At 32.7% G+C, this 17801-nt stretch carries 15 protein-coding genes, 3 tRNA genes and 1 pseudogene; 6 read left to right on the plus strand and 13 right to left on the minus strand.

The genetic code is table 11. The features are described 5' to 3' along the window. Nucleotides 1-20 precede the first annotated feature (20 nt). Nucleotides 21-398, plus strand: coding sequence for a S4 domain-containing protein YaaA (gene yaaA, locus EL087_RS09130; RefSeq protein WP_126408092.1), 378 nt, complete (start codon nucleotides 21-23; stop codon nucleotides 396-398). A 1-nt stretch (nucleotide 399) separates the two neighbouring features. Further along, the gene (gene recF / locus EL087_RS09135) at nucleotides 400-1497 is read left to right on the plus strand and encodes a DNA replication/repair protein RecF (RefSeq protein WP_126408093.1); all 1098 of its coding nucleotides are present in this window, start codon (nucleotides 400-402) and stop codon (nucleotides 1495-1497) included. Nucleotides 1498-1585: 88 nt separating this feature from the next. On the opposite strand, the gene guaB is transcribed toward recF, so the two are convergent. From guaB to EL087_RS09160, 5 genes and pseudogenes are all read right to left on the minus strand, one after another. Then, nucleotides 1586-3067, minus strand: a complete 1482-nt coding sequence (guaB, locus tag EL087_RS09140; RefSeq protein ID WP_003030719.1) for an IMP dehydrogenase — start codon at nucleotides 3065-3067, stop codon at nucleotides 1586-1588. 131 nt (nucleotides 3068-3198) lie between these two features. Next, nucleotides 3199-4224: a tryptophan--tRNA ligase gene (trpS, locus tag EL087_RS09145; protein WP_126408095.1), complete on the minus strand. Its 1026-nt coding sequence runs from the start codon at nucleotides 4222-4224 to the stop codon at nucleotides 3199-3201. Nucleotides 4225-4305: 81 nt separating this feature from the next. Further along, nucleotides 4306-5301 carry a UDP-glucose 4-epimerase GalE gene (gene galE / locus EL087_RS09150; RefSeq protein ID WP_003027892.1) on the minus strand — a complete coding sequence of 332 codons (996 nt, stop codon included), beginning with the start codon at nucleotides 5299-5301 and terminating at the stop codon, nucleotides 4306-4308. Nucleotides 5302-5321: 20 nt separating this feature from the next. After that, entirely contained in the window at nucleotides 5322-6011 is a 690-nt protein-coding gene (locus EL087_RS09155) for a triose-phosphate isomerase (RefSeq protein ID WP_003027894.1), read from the minus strand. A gap of 21 nt (nucleotides 6012-6032) precedes the next feature. Next, nucleotides 6033-6572: pseudogene (locus tag EL087_RS09160) on the minus strand (NAD(P)H-dependent oxidoreductase). Between the two features lie 162 nt (nucleotides 6573-6734). On the opposite strand from EL087_RS09160, the gene EL087_RS09165 reads away from it, so the two are divergent. Together EL087_RS09165 and EL087_RS09170 are read left to right on the plus strand one after the other, a co-directional pair. Continuing rightward, nucleotides 6735-8357 (plus strand): ATP-binding cassette domain-containing protein, encoded by a 1623-nt coding sequence (locus tag EL087_RS09165; RefSeq protein WP_003040594.1) that lies wholly within the window; start codon nucleotides 6735-6737, stop codon nucleotides 8355-8357. 66 nt (nucleotides 8358-8423) lie between these two features. Next, the gene (locus tag EL087_RS09170; protein WP_126408097.1) at nucleotides 8424-11000 is read left to right on the plus strand and encodes a YfhO family protein; all 2577 of its coding nucleotides are present in this window, start codon (nucleotides 8424-8426) and stop codon (nucleotides 10998-11000) included. 43 nt (nucleotides 11001-11043) lie between these two features. Here EL087_RS09170 and EL087_RS09175 read toward each other — a convergent pair whose 3' ends face one another. The 8 genes from EL087_RS09175 to rlmH form a co-directional block, all read right to left on the minus strand. Continuing rightward, nucleotides 11044-11901, minus strand: a complete 858-nt coding sequence (locus tag EL087_RS09175) for a transposase (protein ID WP_126408099.1) — start codon at nucleotides 11899-11901, stop codon at nucleotides 11044-11046. Nucleotides 11902-12109: 208 nt separating this feature from the next. Beyond that, nucleotides 12110-12183 (minus strand) — tRNA-Asn (locus tag EL087_RS09180). A gap of 5 nt (nucleotides 12184-12188) precedes the next feature. Beyond that, nucleotides 12189-12260: transfer RNA gene (locus EL087_RS09185), tRNA-Glu, on the minus strand. A 109-nt stretch (nucleotides 12261-12369) separates the two neighbouring features. Then, nucleotides 12370-13119: a competence system response regulator transcription factor ComE gene (gene comE, locus EL087_RS09190; protein WP_003029521.1), complete on the minus strand. Its 750-nt coding sequence runs from the start codon at nucleotides 13117-13119 to the stop codon at nucleotides 12370-12372. After that, nucleotides 13119-14441 carry a sensor histidine kinase gene (locus tag EL087_RS09195; RefSeq protein WP_218969867.1) on the minus strand — a complete coding sequence of 441 codons (1323 nt, stop codon included), beginning with the start codon at nucleotides 14439-14441 and terminating at the stop codon, nucleotides 13119-13121. Before EL087_RS09195 ends, comE begins: the two co-directional genes overlap by 1 nt. 20 nt (nucleotides 14442-14461) lie before the next feature. Next, nucleotides 14462-14608: a bacteriocin gene (locus EL087_RS09200; protein WP_003029519.1), complete on the minus strand. Its 147-nt coding sequence runs from the start codon at nucleotides 14606-14608 to the stop codon at nucleotides 14462-14464. Nucleotides 14609-14773: 165 nt separating this feature from the next. Further along, a tRNA-Arg gene (locus tag EL087_RS09205) sits at nucleotides 14774-14847 on the minus strand. Nucleotides 14848-14889: 42 nt separating this feature from the next. Further along, entirely contained in the window at nucleotides 14890-15369 is a 480-nt protein-coding gene (gene rlmH / locus EL087_RS09210) for a 23S rRNA (pseudouridine(1915)-N(3))-methyltransferase RlmH (protein WP_049533214.1), read from the minus strand. Between the two features lie 192 nt (nucleotides 15370-15561). On the opposite strand from rlmH, the gene EL087_RS09215 reads away from it, so the two are divergent. Beyond that, nucleotides 15562-16752, plus strand: coding sequence for a S1C family serine protease (locus tag EL087_RS09215; protein ID WP_126408101.1), 1191 nt, complete (start codon nucleotides 15562-15564; stop codon nucleotides 16750-16752). A gap of 54 nt (nucleotides 16753-16806) precedes the next feature. After that, complete coding sequence (locus EL087_RS09220; protein WP_126408103.1) at nucleotides 16807-17574, plus strand: ParB/RepB/Spo0J family partition protein; 768 nt, start codon at nucleotides 16807-16809, stop codon at nucleotides 17572-17574. The last annotated feature ends 227 nt before the right edge of the window (nucleotides 17575-17801 follow it).

The raw sequence follows: 17801 nt of genomic DNA on the forward strand, positions 1-17801 counted from the left end.
GACAAAGATCGAGGTGAATTATGAAATATAAATTATTTGATGACTACATCACCCTACAAGCTTTATTAAAAGAAGTCGGAATCATTCAAAGTGGTGGTGCTATTAAAAGTTTTCTTCAAGAAAATCAAGTTTATTTTAATGGAGAGCTCGAAACTCGCCGCGGAAAGAAAATTCGCATTGGCGATACTATTACTCTTCCAAATCAAAAATTAGAAATACTGCTGACTGCACCAAATGAAGAGGAAAGGGGGGAGCATGAAAAAGAGCTTTTAGAAAAAAGACGAGTTGCCACCCTTGTAAAAGAAATGAACAAAAGTATCAAAAAAAGTAAATCGACAACAAGTCTGAGAACCAATAAATCGGATAAAAAGGCTCCTATCCGCTTCCCAGGTATTTAATATGTGGTTAAAAAACTTACAAATTCAACATTTTCGTAATTATGAAGTAACTGAAATAGATTTTCATTCTGGTCTCAATATTTTTCTAGGCCAAAACGCTCAAGGAAAAACAAATATCTTGGAAGCTATCTATTTTCTTGCATTGACACGAAGTCATCGAACTCGTTCAGACAAAGATTTAATTTATTTCTCCAAAGATACCCTGAAAATATCTGGACAACTTGTCAAGCAAACTGGAAATATTTCTTTGGAAATTGACTTGACACCTAAAGGAAGAATTACAAAAGTTAATCATCTAAAACAAAGCAAACTATCTGATTATGTTGGAAATATGAATGTTGTTTTATTTGCTCCAGAAGATTTACAGTTGATTAAAGGAGCTCCAGCTCTTAGACGAAAATTTATTGATATAGAATTGGGGCAAATTAAACCAATCTATTTATCTGATTTATCACATTACCACCATGTTTTAAAACAAAGAAATACTTATTTAAAAACAGCAAAAACAATAGATGAGACTTTTTTAGCAGTTTTAGATGATCAACTAGTGGAGTTTGGTTGTCGTGTTATGCAGCATCGGATAGAATTTCTCAAGAAACTAGAGCACTTTGGTCAACAAAAACATTTGGAACTCTCAGGTCATTTAGAAAACTTAACCATTAAGTACTGCTCTTCTGTTCCACTTTCAGATTCCAATAAGTTAAAAGAATCTTTCCAAATTGCATTAAAGCAAAGCCGTAGTAGAGATTTATTTAAAAAAAATACTGGAGTTGGTCCCCATCGAGATGATATTGCTTTTTATATCAATGACATGAATGCCAATTTTGGTAGTCAAGGACAACATCGAAGCGTGGTTTTATCTCTCAAACTGGCAGAAATTGAGCTCATGGAAACTGTTACTAAAGAAAAACCAATTCTTCTACTTGACGATGTTATGAGTGAACTTGACAATAGTCGTCAACTTAATTTACTTGAAACTATTTCTCAAAATATCCAAACATTTATGACAACAACAACTCTAGAACATCTACAAAACATGCCTTCTAATATTAAAATTTTCTCAATTCATGAAGGACATTTAACTGAAGACAAGGTATAAACTAGATATTAACACGCTTTACACGTTTGTAAAGTATGTTAATTATAAAAGCTCTGCATTATCTACTGCAGAGCTTTTATAATAGATCTTATTGTACAGAATAGTTTGGAGCTTCATTCGTAATTTGAACATCATGAGGGTGGCTTTCTTTCAAACCAGCTCCACTCATTTCAATAAATTGAGCTTTGTCATGTAGTTCTTGGAGATTGGCTGCTCCACAATATCCCATACCAGAACGAACTCCTCCAATCATTTGGAAAACGATATCTGCTGCTGCACCTTTATAAGCTACACGACCTTCAATTCCTTCTGGAACTAGCTTGTTCGCCTCATTGACAGAACCCTGGAAATAACGATCGCTGGACCCTTTCTTCATAGCAGCAATGGACCCCATCCCACGATATGTTTTAAACTTACGGCCTTGGAAAATTTCTGTTTCACCTGGTGCCTCATCTGTACCAGCAAACATTGAACCAAGCATCACTGCATTTCCTCCTGCAGCAAGTGCTTTCACGATATCTCCTGAATACTGAATCCCACCATCTGCAATAATTGTTTTCCCGTATTCACGCGCAACTTGTGCAGCATCATAAATTGCCGTCACTTGAGGTACACCAACTCCAGCAATAACACGAGTGGTACAAATTGAACCTGGACCAATCCCGACTTTTACAACATCAACTCCGGCATCATATAATGCACGGGCACCTTCTGCTGTAGCAATATTCCCTGCAATCAACGTTCGTTCTGGAAAATGTTCACGAATCTCAGCAATCTTCCGAAGTACTCCCGCTGAATGTCCATGTGCTGTATCAATGACAATAGCATCTGCACCTGCTTCAAATAAAGCTTCTGCACGCTCAAATGTATCAGAAGTAACTCCTACTGCACCAGCAACCAAAAGACGACCATATTCATCTTTAGCTGCATTTGGAAATTCAATTACTTTTTCAATATCTTTAATTGTAATCAGACCAGATAAACGACCGTAGTCATCAACCAATGGTAATTTTTCAATGCGATGCTCATGAAGTATCCGCTCTGCCGTTTCAAGATCTGTTCCAACAGGAGCTGTCACAAGATTTTTACTCGTCATATGCGCTGAGATAGGTTGATTATAATCCGTAATAAATCGCATATCACGATTTGTAATAATCCCAACTAATTTGCGATTTTCAAGCGTTTCAACAACAGGAACACCACTGATACGATAACGTTCCATCAATTCTTCTGCATCTGATACCGTATGAGTTGGAGTCAAGAAGAATGGATCAATGATAACTCCATTTTCTGATCGTTTAACTTTCCGAATTTCATCCGCTTGTTGCTCAATAGACATATTTTTGTGAATAACACCAAGACCTCCAGCACGAGCAATAGCAATGGCCATTTTACTTTCTGTAACAGTATCCATTGCTGCGGTGATAATTGGAATATTGAGTGTCAAATTTTCAGCCAATTTTGTTTGTAAATTCGCATCATTTGGCAAAACATGACTCTCTGCAGGAATGAGTAATACATCATCAAAAGTAAAACCTTTTTTCAAAAATTTAGTGTCCCAGTTAGACATCCACAAATTCCTCTTTTCTTTATTGATTGAGCACAGCTCGTATTTATTGTTAATATGATACCATTCTATCTGTATTTGTCAATCACTATTATCTAAAAAACCATCACTTTTGGTGATAGTTTTGCTCATTTTTATTTAAAATAGTTAATCCCCATAGCAGATTTTACCTCAGAAAGGGTCTGACTAGCTACTTGACGTGCTTTTTCGCTACCTTTTTGTAGCATAGTGTAAACTGCTCCCATATCTTTTAAAAATTCAACACGACGTTCACGAATTGGTCCTAACTCACGCTCTAAAATTTCCAATAAATAGCGTTTTGTTTTTACATCTCCCAGTCCACCTCGTTGATAGTGTTCCTTCATTGCTGTAATTTCTTGCGCATCTTCTGGACGACCAAACACATCTAAATAATGAAAAACCATATTGCCTTCAATTTTACCAGGATCTTCAATCTTGATATGGTCAGGATCAGTATACATGCTCATCACTTTCTTTTGTAAAGTATCCATATCATCAGATAAATAGATGCCATTATTTAAAGATTTAGACATTTTTGCATTCCCGTCAAGCCCCGGCAAACGTCCTGCTGCTTCATTTTGAGGATAAATGCCCTCAGGCTCTACCAAGACATCACAATTATAAGTATGGTTAAAAGAACGTACAATTTCACGAGTTTGTTCAATCATTGGTTTCTGATCATTTCCTACTGGAACATAATTCGCTTTAAAAGCAGTAATATCTGCTGCTTGTGCAATTGGATAAACTAAAAAACCAGTTGGAATACTTTCACCGAATCCTTTTTGAGCAATTTCTGACTTGACAGTTGGGTTACGTTCCAAACGCGCTAATGACACCAAATTCATATAATACATTGACAACTCTGACAACTCAGGAATTTGACTTTGAATAAAAATAGTTGTCTTTTCAGGATCTAATCCAGTAGCTAAATAGTCTAATGCTACATTTCCAATTGACTCTACAATTGTCTTAGGATCCTTAGCATGATCTGTCAAGGCTTGCTGATCAGCTAAAAATACAAATAATTCATATTTTCCTTCATCTTGTAATAAAACACGATTTCGCAAACTTCCTACATAATGACCAATATGTAATTTTCCTGTTGGACGATCTCCTGTTAAAATAATAGGTTTTGACATCACATTCTCCTTGAATTTTCTTGATAATATTATACCATTTTTAAGAAAAATGTGTAGAAACTATTTCTACACTTCTTAAAATTATTTGACAATTGAATTACCAGCTTTCACACGCCATTTATAATCAGATAATATAATATCTTTCAAAGAATAAGTTGCTTGCCAATTTAAAAATTCTTTTGCTTTAGAAGCATTTGCTAACACACTTGCTGGATCACCAGAACGACGTGCCACAATTTCATGAGGAATTTTTTGCTGTAAAATTTGCTCTGCAGTATTGTATATTTCCTTGACAGTATAACCTTGTTCTGTTCCTAAATTGAAAATCTGTGAAGTTGACGAATATGTAAACAAATAGTCAAATCCCTTTACATGTGCCTGCGCTAAATCTAAAACATGAATATAATCACGAATGCATGAGCCATCTCGCGTTTCATAATCATCGCCATAAATTTTTAAAGCATCATTTTGTCCAAGAGCCGTTTTATTAATATTAGGGATAATATGTGTCGGATTTTTAACCCTCAAACCATTTGAAGTATCCATAGCAGCACCAGCAACATTAAAATAACGAAAAATGACATATTTCCAACTATAGCGGTTGGCCATCCAATAAATCATGCGTTCTCCCATCAGTTTTGTCTCTGCATAAGGATTTACTGGATTTAATAGCGTATCTTCATTTGCAGGTTTATCCATACAATTATTGCCATAAACTGAAGCTGTAGAAGAAAATATAATTTTATCAATTCCTACTTCTGATAATACTTTTAACACACGATTCATACCAGCTACATTTGCTGCAAAATATTTACTAGGATTTTCAATACTTTCACTAACAACGATTTCCCCTGCACAGTGCAATACAGCATCAATTTTATGAGATTGTAAATAATCTTTTAATGCCAGCTCATCATAAACATCCAGTTCTTTAAAGTGCGCTCTTACATCCACCGCATCCCTGACACCTGATGCTAGATTATCCAAAACATGCACATCATAATCAGCATCTAAAAGTGCCTTTACAGTATGAGAGCCAATATATCCAGCTCCACCTGTTACTAAAATTGATTTCATTTTTTCTTCTCCTTGTCTTTCTACATCAATACAAGAGTATCTTTTAGTAAGTATTGGTAGGTTTCAACCAAACTTTCAATTCTATCTCCAATAAGAATCCCATCAAATCCAATATTTAAAATCTGTTCAATATCTTCACAGTTTACACCACCACCAAAAATCAACTGATATGTAAACCCAAACTTTACACTTAAATTATCCAAATAATCTTTTAAATCTTGAAAACTTTCTTCAACATCTATAAAGGAATAATCTTTTTTTCCTTTTAATGTTGCACTCAATATTTCGTAAGCTACAATAATATGTTTATCCTGAAGATCTAGATCATCTAAATATGTTGCGCATTCAAAAATAGGATTTTCATGATTTCCTACACAAATAATAGGAATAATATCTTTCTGTAAAGCATTGTCAATCTTTGAGCGAATCATTCTTGTTGTTTCATTTAAATACTTTTGCCTTTCTAAATGACCTACAAAAGCATAATTTATATTATAATGTTTTAAATGTTGAGGCGATAAATCACCTACATTTCTTCCTTTAATTGACAAATTTTGAACTGCAATGTCAAAATGATATACATTATAATCCGGTATGATAGGAGCAATAATCAATTGATGTTGCTTGCTTATTGGTTGATTGAACTTCTCTAACAATTCTAATTGTTGCTTGATTGACATCTGATTTTTAAAATTAAAAACAACTAACACTTTACGCCCCCTTTACACTATTTACAACTCTTTTAAAAAATAATCTTCTATTGTCTGTTTATAAAATTTAAATTGAGGATTTTTCACAACATTATGAAAAGATAGTGTTTTTCTTTTCTTTAAACCACAAAATTCCATGGTCTTATGGAATGAAATCAAAACATCATCTACATTTTTTCCATCAAAAAATGCAGCCGGATTATTAAAAACTTCTTCTGGTGCATTCCAAGTTGTGGATAAGATATATTCTTTATTTTTCATTAAACCACCTTGTCCATAAGTATCTGCAAATGAATAAAATTGACCATATTCAAAGACTTCATCCATATATAATTTCAACTTCCCAGGTACATTAAATCAATAAATAGGAAATTGAAAAATAATCAAATCTGCCCACAAAAACTTATTTCTCTCGTCTATTACATTATAGTTCTCAACTGACGATAATTGCACATCATGATTGTGACGTAATTTATCCAACATAATATTATACAAACTAAAATTTAATTCTCCTTTACAAAAATCATGTTTTTGATAACCATTTACCAATAAAATTTTCATTTTCTCCTCCTAAAAATATTCTAAATTCATTATAAATTTTTGAAATTTCTCTTACTTATCAATATTCTAAAATGTCATATTTTATCCCCGAATCATTTGAAAAAAGTCAAATTTTCTAGTAAAATGAAACTAATTACAGATTACAGAATTAGGAGAAAAATATTGCTTACAGTATCAGATGTCTCACTACGCTTTAGTGACCGAAAATTATTTGATGATGTGAATATCAAATTTACAAAAGGAAATACTTATGGTTTAATTGGTGCTAATGGTGCAGGAAAATCAACTTTTTTAAAAATCCTAGCTGGAGATATCGAACCAACGACTGGAAATATCTCACTCGGACCAGACGAACGTCTCTCAGTCCTTCGGCAAAATCACTTTGATTATGAAGAAGAACGAGTGATTGATGTAGTTATCATGGGAAATGAGCATCTTTATAACATTATGAAAGAAAAAGATGCCATTTACATGAAACCTGATTTTTCTGATAAAGACGGTGTCCGAGCAGCTGAATTAGAAGGTGAATTTGCTGAGTTAGGTGGTTGGGAGGCTGAAAGTGAAGCCTCTCAACTCCTCCAGAACTTGAATATCCCAGAAAATCTTCACTATCAAAATATGAGTGAATTATCCAATGGAGATAAAGTAAAAGTACTCCTTGCAAAAGCTCTATTTGGTCAACCAGATATTCTGCTGCTAGACGAACCGACCAACGGTCTTGACATTCAATCTATCTCTTGGTTAGAAGATTTTTTAGTTGATTTTGAAAATACCGTTATCGTTGTATCCCACGACCGTCACTTCCTCAATAAAGTATGTACACACATGGCTGATTTAGACTTTGGCAAAATCAAACTCTATGTTGGTAACTATGATTTCTGGAAAGAATCTAGTGAGTTAGCTGCTAAACTCTTAGCAGATCGTAATGCTAAAGCTGAAGAAAAAATCAAGCAACTGCAAGAATTTGTTGCTCGCTTCTCTGCTAATGCTTCAAAATCTAAGCAAGCAACTTCTCGTAAAAAAATGCTTGACAAAATTGAGCTGGAAGAAATTGTCCCATCAAGCCGTAAATATCCATTTATTAACTTCAAAGCCGAACGCGAAATCGGAAATGACCTCTTGACAGTCGAAAACCTTTCTGTCAAGATTGACGGCGAAGTCATCCTTGACAACATCAGCTTTATCTTGCGTCCGGGTGACAAGACAGCTTTGATTGGACAAAATGACATTCAAACAACCGCTTTGATTCGAGCTATTATGGGAGATATTGACTATGAAGGAACTGTCAAGTGGGGTATTACAACTAGTCAATCTTATTTACCAAAAGACAATAGCAAAGATTTTGCCAGCGGTGAATCTATTCTTGACTGGCTCCGTCAATTTGCAAGTAAAGAAGAAGATGACAACACCTTCCTTCGAGGATTTCTAGGTCGCATGCTTTTCTCTGGTGATGAGGTTAACAAGTCTGTCAACGTCTTGTCAGGTGGTGAAAAGGTTCGTGTCATGCTGTCAAAGCTCATGTTGCTCAAATCAAACGTTTTAGTACTAGATGATCCAACCAATCACTTAGACTTAGAATCTATTTCTAGCCTAAATGACGGTCTGAAAAACTTTAAAGAATCTATTATTTTTGCTAGCCACGATCATGAATTTATCCAGACACTTGCTAATCACATTATTGTTCTTTCTAAAAATGGTGTCATTGATCGTATTGACGAAACCTATGATGAATTTTTAGAAAATCAAGAAGTACAAGAAAAAGTCAATAGTCTTTGGAAAGATTAGACTTTTCAAAAAATAGGAGCTGATGAAAGATTCAGTTCCTTAAATTTTAGTATTTTAAGATAGCTTATGAAAAAAATCAAAAAACTCTTCAAAAATTATTATTTGATAGCCTTTTTTATTCCATTTTTGATTCTGTTTATAACTTACCTTATAAATGGAATCTATTGGAAAAGTGACACTTCTCCGCTATTAGGAGACGGATTTCATCAATATGTTATTTTTGATGTCACTTTAAGGAATATTTTGCATGGTACAGATAACATCTTTTATACGTTTACAAGTGGACTCGGTTTGAACTTTTATGCCTTATCTAGCTATTATCTAGGGAGTTTTTTATCACCTTTAGTTTATTTTTTCAATCTAAAAAATATGCCAGATGAAGTATACTTATTTACTTTGATAAAGTTTGGTTTGATGGGATTAACTTGTTTCATCAGTATTAAAGGTATCTTTAAAAAAATTTCTCCTTATCTTATATTAATACTGTCAACTTCCTACGCTCTAATGAGTTTTGCAGTTAGTCAACTTGAAATAAAAACTTGGCTAGATATCTTCATTATTATTCCACTTATTTTACTTGGTTTACACCAGTTGATTACTCAAAAAAAACGTGTTCTTTACTTTACAGCTTTGTCAATTCTTTTTATTCAAAATTATTATTTTGGGTATATGATGGCAATCTTTCTTGTATTGTGGTTCTTTGTTCAAACTTCATGGGATTTTAAAATTAGGATTAAATCTTTCATAGACTTTACCGTTGTGTCAATTTCAGCTGGGATAACTAGTCTCATTATGATTCTACCAACTTTTCTAGATTTAAAAACGCATGGTGAGAAATTAACAAAAGTAACAACCTTACTGACTGAAAAAAGTTGGTATTTGGATATCTTTGCCAAAAACTTTATTGGAGCTTTTGACACAACTAAATATGGATCTATTCCGATGATTTATGTTGGGCTTGTTCCATTATTACTAGCAATTCTCTTCTTCACTTTAAAGTCTATTAAGTTTCACGTGAAACTTTCCTATGTTATTTTAATTATATTCTTAGTAGCTAGTTTTTACTTACAGCCTTTGGATCTTCTTTGGCAAGGTATGCACACGCCAAATATGTTCCTACATCGTTACTCTTGGACTTTTTCTATTGTCATTATTTTCTTAGCTGCTGAAAGCTTGGAGCGTCTAAAAGAAATTAAATTGACAAACATTCTAGCCAGTTTTTCTATCTTAGGACTTGGTTTTATTGCTACTTTTATTTTTGAGAAGCATTATAAATTTTTAGGTTCTGTTAATTTCATCTTAACATTGGAATTTTTAGTCGCTTATCTTTTAATTTCTTGGGCTTATACAAAAAAATATATCTCTGTTAAAATATTTACTATTTCTACTTTATTGTTTGTTTGCTTTGAACTAAGTTTAAATAGTTTTTATCAAATGGAAGGAATTGCAAAAGAATGGGTCTTTGCAAGTAGAAATGCTTATGAACAAGATTTAACAGCTATTGATTCACTCGTCAAATACAGTAAAAAGAAAAATTCCAATTTCTTTAGAACTGAAAAATTAGCTATTCAAACCGGAAATGACAGTATGAAATACAATTATAATGGTATCTCTCAATTTTCTTCTGTTCGCAATACCGCAGCTAGTTCTATTCTTGATAAATTAGGTTTTAAATCATCTGGAACTAATTTAAACTTACGTTATCAAAACAATAGTATCATTATGGATAGCTTATTGGGTGTAAAATATAATATTTCAACAAACAATCCTCAAAAATATGGTTTTACTTCCATTAAAACGAAAGATAATTTAACACTTTATGAAAATAAAAATGCTAATTCACTAGCATTTTTAACAAATTCAATTTACAGAGATGTAAAGTTTAATCACTTAACATTAGATAATCAAACTCGTTTTCTCAATCAGCTTTCTGGATTAAATTTAAAATATTATCACAGATTATCTCCTACAAGTAATCATAATGTTAAGCAAGTTGGAAATAGAATAGCGGCAGAAGTAGATAAAGAAAATCATGATTCCTTTGCTAGTGTAACTTACACTTTAGAAGTTCCAACAAATAGTCAAGTTTATTTAACTCTGCCAAACTTAACTTTCTCAAATGACAACCAAAAATCAGTTGACATAACTGTAAATAATAATCAAAAAATGCATTATGGTACCAACAATGTCTTTCCATTTTTTAATCTTGGTTATTTTAAGCAAAAACAAACCATAACCGTTAAAATATCTTTCCCAGATAACTCAAAAGTTTCGTTTGATACTCCTGAATTTTATACGCTTGACACAAATCATTTTCAACAAGCAATAAACAAGATTCAACGACAAAAAGTATCTGTAACAACAAAACATAACACAATAACAGCACATTATCAAGCTCAACGAGATAGTTCTTTATTCTTCACAATTCCTTATGATAAAGGTTGGACTGCCACACAAAACGGAAAATCAATTAAAATTTCAAGAGCACAAAATGGCTTTATGAAAATTAATGTCAAAAAAGGCGCAAGAAAAATAAAACTGACATTTATCCCAAATGGTCTTAAAGAAGGCAGTATAGCATGTTTATCTGGAATCTCATTCTTTATAATTTATAATCAGATACGTAAGAAAAAATTGTTATAGTTAAAAAGCCGACTCTTTGTCAACTGTAGTGGGTTGATGTCAGCTAAGCTTTAGAGAGGACGAGATTCGTTCTCTCTCTTTTGATGTTCAAAGCGATGAGAATGCGTTTCTTAAAGTTGTCAAAGTTCCTGAATCCAAAAGCGTTGCGCTTGATGACCTTGATGAGATTGTTAGTCGCTTCCAGCTTGGCGTTGGAGTAGGGGAGTTCCAAGGCGTTGGAGTAGGGGAGTTCCAAGGCGTTGGTAATCTTGTTTCTGTCCTTCAGGAAAGTCCGAAAGACGGTTTGAAAAATCGGGTGAATATCCGAAATAACCTCCTCAATTAGGTCAAAGAAATGATTAGTTTGCTTTTCCTGAAAGTGAAAGAGCAGAAGCTGGTAAAGCTCATAGTGCTGTCGAAGTTGGTCCGAATAGCTGAGTAGCTGATGGAGAATCTCCTGATTGGTTAAATGAGAGCGGAAGGCCGGTCTGTAAAAACGCTTATGGCTGAGCTTGCGAATGACGGTTGAAGTTGAGATCGAGAGCCTGTGCGCAATATCAGTCATGACTTGCTTCTCAACTAATAATTGAGCGATTTTCTGTTTGACTGCGACGGCAATCTGATGATTTTTCTGGACGAGGGAGGTTTCGGCGACAGCCATTTTCCCACAGTTCTTACAGCGAAAGCGCCGCTTTTTAAGTCGGATAAGGGTTTTGTATCCTGCTGTCTCCAGATAAGGAATTTTAGAAGGTTTCTGGAAGTCGTATTTGGCCATCTGTCCCTTGCAGGCAGGGCATGAAGGGGCATCATAGTCAAGGTGGGCCAGGATTTCTTTGTGAGTATCGGCATCAAAAAGATTGTCTATTTTGATATTTTTGTCTTCAATTCCAAGAAGTTTTGTGATAAAATCGAGTTGTTCCATATGATTCTTTCTAATGAGTTGTTTCGTCGCTTTTCATTATAGGTCATATGGGACTTTTTGTATACACAAAAATAGCTCCATAACCTCTGCGGTAGTTTTACCCACTACAGAAATTATAGAGCCAAAAAGCCAAGCTGAACAATAAGACAGTTTGGCTTTTAGTATTCTTTAGTTATATAAAAAAGCATTCTTTATGAATGCTTAGTAGCTCCGGCAGTAGGACTCGAACCTACGACATCATGATTAACAGTCATGCGCTACTACCAACTGAGCTATGCCGGATGATATAGTCCGTACGGGATTCGAACCCGTGTTACCGCCGTGAAAAGGCGGTGTCTTAACCCCTTGACCAACGGACCATATATGTTCTTTCACAGAACATATACTATTATACCAGTTTGGAAAACTTTGTCAATAGTTTTTATTTAAAAATTTAACTATATTTGCTATTTCATTTGCCTATTCTATTTATCCTTTTAATTCCTCTAAAATAGCCTTTAACTTTCCAATTTTCATTCGAGTAATCGGACAACGATGATCTTCATAAAAAATTATTTCTCGCATTTTTTTGTCATAACCTTTGATGTTTCCAATATTGACTAGATAAGATTTATGAGGTGAAAAGAAACGTCTTGTTTCTTTATCTTTTTCTTGAATATCTGCAATAGTACCATAAAATTCTTTAAAAAAGTTTTTACCGACAATTCTTAATTTATGAGAAGAGCCTGTCGTTTCAATATATAAAATGTCATTAAAAGGCATTCTAACCTCTCCGCCACGAAAGCTATATTCAAAATAATCCACCATATCTTTATTTTCAATCAATGTCGCTTTTGTATACTCAATGCTGTCTTTTATATGTTTTTTAAAAGCAATATCACTCAAATTTTTATCAACAAAATCCAGTGCAGATACTTTATATTTAAATGTCATCGTAGCAAATTCTGATTTCGTTGTAACAAAAACAATAATAGCATACGGATTGTGATGACGTATAAATTTTGCTATTTCTAAACCTTTTGTTTCCTCTCCTTTGATATCAATATCTAAAAAATATAATTGATTCACCTCATCATTTTCAATATATTCTTTAAATTCTCTTACTTTGCCAGTTACTTTAACTTTTATCGTAATTCCCATTTCTTTCGCAATCTCTGCCAAAGTTGTTTCCATTCTTACTTGATGTGAAATTTCATCTTCTAATACTAATACTTTCATTATAAACCTTCTTTCCGCACTCTCATTACTTGTGTAAAATATTCATCCTCAATTTTAGTATCGAGGATAATTCCTTCATAGTTGTTAATAATTTCTTTGATATTGCTTAAGCCTAAACCGCGTCCTTCACCCTTTGTTGAAAAATCAGTTTGGTAAATCTCTTCTAAATCTAGCGGTCTTTTCTTACGTGAATTTTGAATGACTAAGATTGTTTCTGTATCTAAATCCACCAAAGAAACATTCATCGTTTTTTGATAACTTTCTGCTGATCCTTCTATGGCATTATTCAAAAGAACACTTGTCATTCTAACCAAATCTAACAATTTAATTGGCAAAGGTTTAACAAAATCTTTTACTTCAAATGTTAATTCTATATTGTAATCTCGTGCCTTAAACAATGTTTGCGTCATAACACTTCTAAGTGCTGAATCTCCAACATTATTTAAATCAAAATACGTATATTTATCAGAACGAAGCTGTAAATTAGCATTTACGAGAACCTCCTGATAGATTCGCTCCACTTCTTTTATATTACCTGTATGAATAGCTGATTGAAAACTTGCCAACATCCCACCATAATCGTGACGAAAACCTCGAATTTCATTATACAGATTAACAATTTCATCTGTATATTTTTGTAATTGTAGTTGTTCTCGTTCTTTCTGTTTAATTTGTTCTTCTTTTTCATACTTTTCGCGAATAGATTGTAAGTAGAATAAAGTTGACATAAACATTAAAAAGCAAATTGTAGCAATCATACTAGAAAAACTATTTAAATTTTTCATATTACTAAGCCAATGCGACAAATTTAATAAAAAATGAATAAATAAGAGATAAAAGTTTAACTGCACAATATTCTCTTTAAAATCCGCCTTTTTAAAATATTTAAAATTAAACTTAAAATAATCAATTGCTTTTAAAATAAAAACTAAAGAAATGATATTGATAAAAATATAGAACAATCCCCAGTATCTATCAACAAACTTATCACCTGTAACAGAAGAAATAATGACTGAAAAGAAGGTTTCAGAACTTGACACAGCTAAAGATAAAAATAGTGCTAAAAATACAGAAAGATGTTTTTTAACTTTTTTTACTTTAAAAAAATATAAATAAAAAAATAATGGTTGAATAAAAAACATCATATATCTAATGGAATAATGTATTAAAGTAGTGAAATCAGTTAAAAATACAATTCCTAAACACAACAAAGTAAAGTGAATATTCACTTTATTCACTCTACTTATTTTCTTATAGCAGTATACAACAGAAACAGCTTCTATAATTGAGAAAATAATCCAATGTATAAATTCTATTTTCACAATATTATTCTCCTAAATAATTATTTACCAAAAAGTTTTGAAAAATCAAATCCCATTCTGATTCGACTATCCCCACCAATGATTTTATCTAACTGCTCATCATTCAGTTCTTTAAATTCTACAACTTCCTTTTTTACTACCTCTTTTTTAGCAAACAACTTTTTCATAATTTCTCCTTAATGTTTGTTTTTTGTAAGAAATCTTACAAGGTAATTATACAAAATCTTCATAAATAAATTGAAAAAAACTCTAAACGACACATTTTTACATCTCAAAAGACTTCTTTATCCAGTTATAGAAAAAGGCACGCTTTCCCGTGCCCTTTTCTTATATGATCCCAGCAGGATTCGAACCTGCGACCGTTCGCTTAGAAGGCGAATGCTCTATCCAGCTGAGCTATGAGACCAATGCTCTATCATTTTAACAAAAAAAGCCTATGACGTCAAGATTACTTATGATAGGGACTTCCTTGTTGAATCATAAATGCTCGATAAATTTGTTCTACTAAAACTAATCGCATTAACTGATGAGGAAGTGTCAATTTTCCAAAACTCATCAGCAAATTAGCTCTTTTTTTGACAGCAGTAGACAGACCAAGACTCCCACCAATCACAAAAGTAATATCCGAAAATCCACGAACAGTCACATCGCTTAATCTCTTACTGAATTCTTCTGACGGAAATTGTTGCCCTTCAATAGCTAAAGCAATCATAAATTCTTTATCAGTTATTTTCGATAAAATACGAGTTCCTTCTTTGTCAAGAATTTGTTGATTTTCTAAATGACTTGCCTTATCGGGTGTTTTTTCATCTGGAAGTTCAATCATATCAAATTTAGTAAAGCGTCCTAAACGTTTTACATACTCTGCTATTCCATCTTTAAGGTATTTTTCTTTTAATTTTCCAACAGTTACAAGTTTTATTTTCATATCTCTATTCTACCATATCCACAATTATTTCACACCTTATTCACAGGATAAAAAATAAATTACCTTATAAATGACTTAGAAAATCACAGATTTTAAAAGTTATCCACAATTTGTGGAAAAGATAAAACATTTAAGCTATAATTAAGTTAAATTCTTTATACTTTCAGTAATTGAAATAACTAGGAGGAAGATATGAAAAACTCTTCAAATTTCACAAAAAAATTGTTATTGCTTTTCATGGTCTTAGCTATAGGTTTTATTGGTGGTTTACTTGGAAACTTAACTTCATCTAAATTATCAACAAATAGCTCTACAACGACTAAAGTTAATCAAGTTACTACTGCTTATAAAAATACAAATTCCACAACACAAGCTGTGAGTAAAGTAAAAGATGCTGTTGTATCCGTTATTACCTATGCTAATAATAATTCACAAAACAGTGTGTTTGGAAATGATGATTCAAATAATAACAATGATAATTCTCAACAAGTAGCTAGCGAAGGATCTGGAGTTATTTATAAAAAAGATGGAAAATACGCTTACTTAGTAACCAATACCCACGTTATCAGTGGTGCTAAAAAAGTTGACATTCGTTTAGCAGATGGTAATAAAGTTCCTGGAGAAATTGTAGGGTCAGATACTTATTCTGATATCTCCGTTGTTCGCATTAGTGCTGATAAAGTAAAATCAGTTGCTGAATTTGGAGATTCTAGCAAATTGACTGTTGGTGAGACAGCTATTGCGATTGGAAGTCCGCTCGGATCAAATTACGCTAACACTGTGACGCAAGGAATTATTTCTAGTTTAAATCGTAATGTTTCTCTAAAATCTGAAGACGGACAAACGATTTCAACACAAGCTATTCAAACAGACACAGCTATCAACCCAGGGAACTCTGGTGGACCACTTGTGAATATCCAAGGGCAAGTAATTGGTATTACTTCAAGTAAAATAGCTAGCAACGGCGGAACTTCGGTTGAAGGATTAGGATTTGCTATTCCATCTAATGATGTTATAAACATTATTAACCAGTTAGAAGCAAATGGAACTGTTACACGACCAGCTCTAGGAATCCAAATGATTGACATCACTAATCTGTCTAGTTCAGATCTATCACGCTTAAAACTTCCATCAAAAATAACTAGTGGAGTTGTCGTGCGTTCAGCTCAATCTGGAATGCCAGCTGAAGGAAAACTTCAAAAATATGATGTGATTACAAAAGTAGATGATAAAGAAATTTCTTCAACAAGTGATTTACAATCTGCTTTATACAAACATTCAATTGGCGACAACATAAAAATCACTTTCTATCGTGATGGAAAAGAAACTACTAATACCATTAAGCTTACAAAATCTACAAAAGATTTAGATTCAAATAATTGACACTTTATTAACACATCTTTACAGAATTGTAAAGGTGTGTTATTCTATATAAACATGGAAAAATATCAATATATTGCACTTAAGGACATTCAAACTAATCCTTATCAACCAAGAAAAGAATTTTCAGAAGAAAAAATTACTGAGCTTGCTAATTCTATAAAAGAACATGGGATTATTCAGCCCATTATTGTACGAAAATCTCCGATAATTGGTTATGAATTGCTAGCTGGTGAAAGGCGTTTTAGAGCTGCTAAATTAGCAGGCTTAACAAATATACCAGCTATTATAAAAGAAGTAACAGATGATGAAATGATGAAGCAAGCTATCATTGAAAATTTACAACGAGAAGATTTAAATCCTATAGAAGAAGCACAATCTTATCAATATTTGATTGACAAAGGGTTGACACATAAAGAAATCGCTCTAACTATGGGAAAATCACGTCCTTATATTACAAATTCCGTCCGGTTATTAAATTTACCTCTCAATATTATCGAAGCGATAAAAGAAGGAAATATTTCTCAGGGACACGCTCGTCTGCTCATTAATCTCTCAGAAAAAGAGCAAAATCAGTGGTTTGATAAAATCTTATCTCAAAGCCTTTCAGTTCGACAGCTAGAAAAACAATTGCATTCCCAACAGACAAAAACTGTAACAAAAAATAAACATCATCTCTTCCTCAAAGAGGAAGAAAAAAGATTAAAAAAGATATTTGGTACAGAGATTTCTCTTCAATTTTCTAAACAATCTCAATCAGGGAAAATTTGTATTCATTTTTCAAACTTAAAAGAATATCAAAGAATTATTGACAGCTTTAAATAAGGCTGTTATTTTTATTCTTTCAAGTCACAGAGTTATCCACTCTTATTTTATAAGAAAACCTTAATAAATCACAGAAAAACTGCTTTATTCACAATTTGTGGAAAACTTCAAAGAACAATGTGAATTTATTTCCACAGATTGTGGAAAACTTTTGCGTTTTATGTTAAAATAACTTCTATGGATAATTAAATATAACGAAGATTTATTAGCAAGGAAGGAGGTTTCTT

It is taken from the genome of Streptococcus milleri, assembly GCF_900636525.1.
GTDB classification, from domain to species: domain Bacteria; phylum Bacillota; class Bacilli; order Lactobacillales; family Streptococcaceae; genus Streptococcus; species Streptococcus hominis.